Genomic DNA, 5,284 nt, shown 5'->3' with positions numbered 1-5,284 from the left:
CAGTACCGCTGTTAAATGTCAATATACCAATCGGTTTAAACTTTCGAGAAAATCCCGGAAAAATCATTAACAATTCAGCAGCACCAGCCTTGGCTTTACCACAATTACCTCCGGGAATCCCGCCGATTTTCAATAACATTGGCTTAGCCGTTGGGCCCGGACAAACTATCGCCCTAGTGGGGGGAGATATTGAATTAAATCAGGGAAGTGTCACAGCATCTACCGGACAAATCTTGCTGGGTAGCGTCGCTAGTCCGGGGATGGTTGGATTGGGAGCAACGCCACTGGGATTAAGTTTAAACTATGACAAGATTTCCAACTTGGGCAATATTGAAATCACCAACGGCTCACTGATCAACACCAGTGGAATCGGTGGCGGCAAAGTTGATATTCGAGGTGGAAATGTCAACCTCAATAATGGGCGAATTTATTCACTGACTTTGGGAAATATCGACGGCAGGGGCATCGACATTAACGCTCAAAATTTACTAGCCCAAGGTGGAACGCAAATCTCCACGCTGACAGCCGGAAGTGGTGCGGGAGGCGCTGTCAATATCCGGGCTGCCGACTCAGTAGAAATGCTCGGAATTGGATTAGATAACTATAGAGTGTTTGGTGGTAAATATACGGTATCTGGCTCTTTCGACCCTTTTGACCCACAACTTGTGCTGATAACTGGCACTAATAGCATGGGAGCCGCCGGAAACATCACGATCTACACGGGACGATTGCTGATGGACAATGGAAGCGCATTGACTACCACCACGTTAGGTGCTGGCAACGCCGGAAATATTACCATCCGTGCCGGGGTTTTAGATATGGTCGCTTCTGCAATCCACAGCGGCCCACTTTTGGGGAGTACGGGTAGGGGAGGAAATATCACCTTTGAGGGAAAACGTTTAACCGTAAGCGATGGTGCTGCTGCGATCAGCCTCACCCGCGGTGAAGGAGGAGCGGGGAATATCAACATTAAAGCGAATGAATCAGTAGAAGTGCTGCGGACTCCCACTGGAAGTCCCGTAGCAAGTTTAATTGCCTCAACTGCCAGCGGTGTGAATGGGGAAGCTGGGGACATTAATATCGACACGAAGCGGTTGATTATCTCCCAAGGAGGCGGAATTAGTTTATCTAGCGGAACAGTTGTGGGCAACCAACTGTTAAATACAACTGGGGGGTCCGCAGGTAATTTGACAGTTAGGGCCACTGAGTCAGTAACAGTCGAGGGTATTTCTGGAGTTTTGGCGAACGGGAGCCGGAATCCCAGTTTCATCTGCGCTGATGTCAATACTGCTAATCGGGGAGGGAGTATCAACATTTCTACACCTGTACTGACTCTCCGGGGTGGGGGAGTTATTAGCACTGCATCTTTAGGCACAGGAGAAGCGGGAAGCATCACGATTGATGCGGGGCGTGTAGAAGTTATTGGGAATGGGGGTCAAGGTGAATTTAACAGTCAAATTCAGACTTCCGTTGGGATTGCCTCTGAGCTTATAGATCCTAATGCTACGGCTAACGGAGGTTCGTTGAATCTAAATGTCGGGGAATTGATTCTTCGCAATGAAGGAACACTCAATCTGCAAGCTTTGGGATCGGGACGGGCTGGTAACATTAACGTCAAAGCAGACTCAATTTTTCTTGACAACCAAAGCAGCATTGACGGTAGAACGGCATCCGGTCCCGGAGCAAATATTAACCTCGAAGCACGGGATGTCCAGTTGCGCCGAGGCAGCAGAATTACAACTGATGCCAGTATTTCTGAGGGTGGCAATATCAACATTAAAAGCGATATTCTGGTCGCCCTCCCGCAAGAAAACAGCGATATTACTGCTAATGCGCGATCGGCTCAAGGTGGTCGGGTTAATATTAATGTCCCCAATGTCTTCGGGTTTACCTCAGTAACTCGCGAACAGGTTCGAGATAGTTTGGGATTAACAGATGCTCAATTTGGTGCGTTGCAAGTAAGTCCTACTTCTTTAGTTCCTACCAGCGATATTGCGGCGATTTCCCAAAGTAGCGGCCCGGCTTTGCAAGGTACTGTAACTTTTAGCACTTCTGGGGTGAATCCTGCTCAAGGTTTAGTGGAACTGCCGCAAAATGTCGTCAATCCGGCTGCGTTAATTGCAGCAAATCCCTGCATCAGAAGGGCAGAGAGCGAGTTTACCGCTACTGGGAAAGGAGGAGTGCCACCGAGTCCTAATGATGTTCTCAGCAGCAACTCTAGCGAGTTTAATTGGGTGGAACCAGCGGTAGGTGGGAGTCCACAAGCAGAAAGTCCCCTAGCATCCATAGAAGTTCGGCCAACAGAAATTATTCCTGCTCAAGGTTGGGTAATGGACGATCGAGGACAAGTGACGCTATTAGCGTATAATTCACGTGGTGCATCTCTTCGCAGTCCGAAACCTCTGGGTGTTTGCGTACCTCAATAGGTACTCTTCAGGTTTTAGCTAATCCCTCGCTATTTTCCTCATACTAAATTAACAGGAATTAAAAGATGCCCCGCCAATCTTCCGCCCTATTTTTTGCATTCTTACTGCTGTTTCCTTTCCCTGCGATCGCCCAAATCATCCCCGATAATAGCTTGGGTGCAGAAAGTTCGCGGACAGTTCCCGACAGAATTAATAATTTACCCTCGGACAGAATAGAAGGCGGTGCAACTCGCGGCGTTAACCTCTTTCACAGCTTGCAGGAATTTAACATCCGTGAAGGGCGGGGAGCATATTTTGCCAATCCCAGCGGAATTGCGAATATTTTTACCCGCGTTACTGGTGGCAACCCTTCTAATATTTTAGGTGTGTTGGGAGTCCAAGGAAATGCCAACTTATTTTTACTTAATCCCAAAGGAATTGTCTTTGGCCCCAATGCTCGGTTAGATTTGCGAGGCTCATTTATCAGTTCAACTGGTAGCGGAATTCTCTTTGATAATGGCTTTGAATTTAGTGCAGCTAATTCTAATGCAGTGCCATTGCTAGCGATTAATATTCCTGTGGGTTTAAGGTTTAGAGACAATCCCGGCACAATTGTTAACTCTTCCCAAACAAAGGCTCCTACATCAGCCTTACCGCCACTACCCATAGAAATTCCTGCTTTTGAAAAACTAGGTTTAGCAGTAGACCCCGGTCAAACTTTAGCATTAATTGGCGGTGACATTCAACTGCAAGGAGGAAATCTAACTGCTTATACCGGACAAATTCTTCTAGGTAGCGTCAAGAGTCCAGGGTTAGTGCAATTTGAACCAACAGCTTTAGGTCTGAATTTAAACTATGGCAATATTCAGAACTTCGGCAATATAGAAATGAACGGTGCTTTTATAAATACCAGCGGATTAGGAGGTGGGAAAGTCGATATTCGAGGGGGAAATATTAATCTTAACGGTTCAGGAATTTATGGACTGACACTCGGAAATATAAATGGTAGAGGCATTGACATCAATTCCCAAAACTTGCGAGTAGAGGGGGGGTCGCAAATTTTCGCCTCCACACTGGGAGAGGGGAGAGGAAGCGATATCAACATCCGCGCTACTGACTCAGTAGAAATGATCGGGTTGGGAATTGAGGGCTATCAGCAGCTTACAGAAAATTTTCAGACATCTGGAACAGGCAACCCCTTTATTTCGCAAATTGTTCTGTTCACTAGCGCTATTGGCAGTGGAGCAGCCGGAGATATTAACATTGAAGCCGGACGGCTGTTGATGAGCAATGGGGTAGTGGCTGGTGCCCCCACCTTTGGTGCTGGGAATGGCGGAAATTTGAGTATCCGCGCCAACACCGTCGAACTCGTCAGTTCAACGCTCTATAACGGAACAACGAACGAAAGCACTGGTCAAGGCGGAAACATCTCTGTTGAAGCGCAACGGTTAATACTGGGCGATGGCGGTGCGTTTGCCAGCTTCAGCCTTAGTGATGGAGCATCGGGGAATATCGCGATTAAAGCGAGTGAATCGGTGGAATTATCGGGTAGTCTTCCTGCAGGTCTAGGGCAAACTCGGCTCGGCACGAATACTTTTGATGGTAATGGAAAAGGTGGGGATATTACGATCGACACTAAGCGGTTGAGTGTTTCTAATGGAGCCACAATTAGTTTAACGACGGGTGCAATTTTTGGCGCAGCCGTGTTTTCTACAACTGGGGGGACGGGAGGAAATTTGACTGTGAGAGCCTCCGAGTCTGTAGAAGTGAGTGGCGAGTCAAGATTTTTGGCGAATGCGGGCTATGTAGCAAGTTCTTTTGTTACTCAAACTGCAAGTTCTGGTAGAGGTGGAGATATCCGCCTCTCAACACCTAAACTAACTGTGCAGAATGGCGGCGTTATTTCTGCGGCTTCTTTGGGTGTAGCAGATGCAGGAGATATTACAATTAATGCCGATCGCTTAGAAGTGCAAGGTATTGGGAGTAACAGTGGGTTGAGGAGTGGAATTGAGGCCTCGGTTGGTAGGGCGTTTAATGCTGTAAATTCCACTGCTAGCGGAAATGCAGGCTCGTTGAATTTGAATGCTAATAAATTGATTCTTCGGGATAGTGCAGTGGTTAACGTTCAATCTTCAGGAACAGGTAGGGCTGGCAATATTAACGTTGTCGCTAACTCAGTTTCCCTGGATAATAAAAGCATAATTGATGGCACGACTGTCTCTGGTACAGGGGCAAATATTAACCTGCAAGCGCAAGACATTCAGTTGCGTCGGGGCAGTAGAATTACCACGGATGCAGGTATTTCTGAGGGCGGTAATATCAGAATTAATAGCGATATTTTGGTAGCTTTACCGCGAGAGAATAGTGATATTACAGCTAATGCTCGCACAGCTAGGGGCGGACAAGTTACGGTCAATGTACCAAATATCTTTGGCTTTACAAGCCTTAACCGCGAAAAAGCCAGGAGTAGTTTAGGATTGACTGATGCTCAATTTGCAGCGTTGCAAGTAAGTCCTACCTCTCTAATTCCTACCAGCGACATTGCGGCGATTTCCCAAAGTAGCGGCCCGGCTTTGCAAGGTACTGTAACATTTAGTGCTTCTGGGGTGAATCCCGCTCAAGGTTTAGTGGAACTGCCGCAAAATGTGGTCAATCCGGCTGCGTTAATTGCTGCAAATCCCTGCATCCGAGGGGCCGAGAGCGAGTTTACCGCTACTGGGAAAGGAGGAGTGCCACCAAGTCCTAATGATGCCCTCAGCAGCGCTGCAGCGCCGTTCCCTTGGGTAGAACCAGCGGTAGGTCAAAGTCAGCAAGTAGAAGGCGAAAGAGTATCCATAGAAATTCCGCCAACAGAAATTATTCCCGCTCAAGGTTGGGTA

Annotated in this window: 2 protein-coding genes; both read left to right on the top strand. The window is 47.5% G+C overall.

Features of this window, described 5'->3' with window-relative positions; translation table 11 throughout:
* On the top strand, positions 1-2,426 hold a 2,426-nt coding region (locus QUA27_RS26915), incomplete at its 5' end, for a beta strand repeat-containing protein (protein ID WP_333072069.1).
* 65 nt (positions 2,427-2,491) lie between these two features.
* Positions 2,492-5,284, top strand: a 2,793-nt coding sequence (locus QUA27_RS26910) for a two-partner secretion domain-containing protein (protein ID WP_333072066.1), incomplete at its 3' end; no start/stop codon positions are given.

Origin of the sequence: Microcoleus harperi Pol14_C6 (assembly GCF_036701295.1) — a bacterium.
Lineage (GTDB): Bacteria > Cyanobacteriota > Cyanobacteriia > Cyanobacteriales > Microcoleaceae > Microcoleus.
The sequence above is the reverse complement of the archived record's forward strand: the minus strand, read 5'-3'. Positions and strand labels throughout refer to the sequence as shown.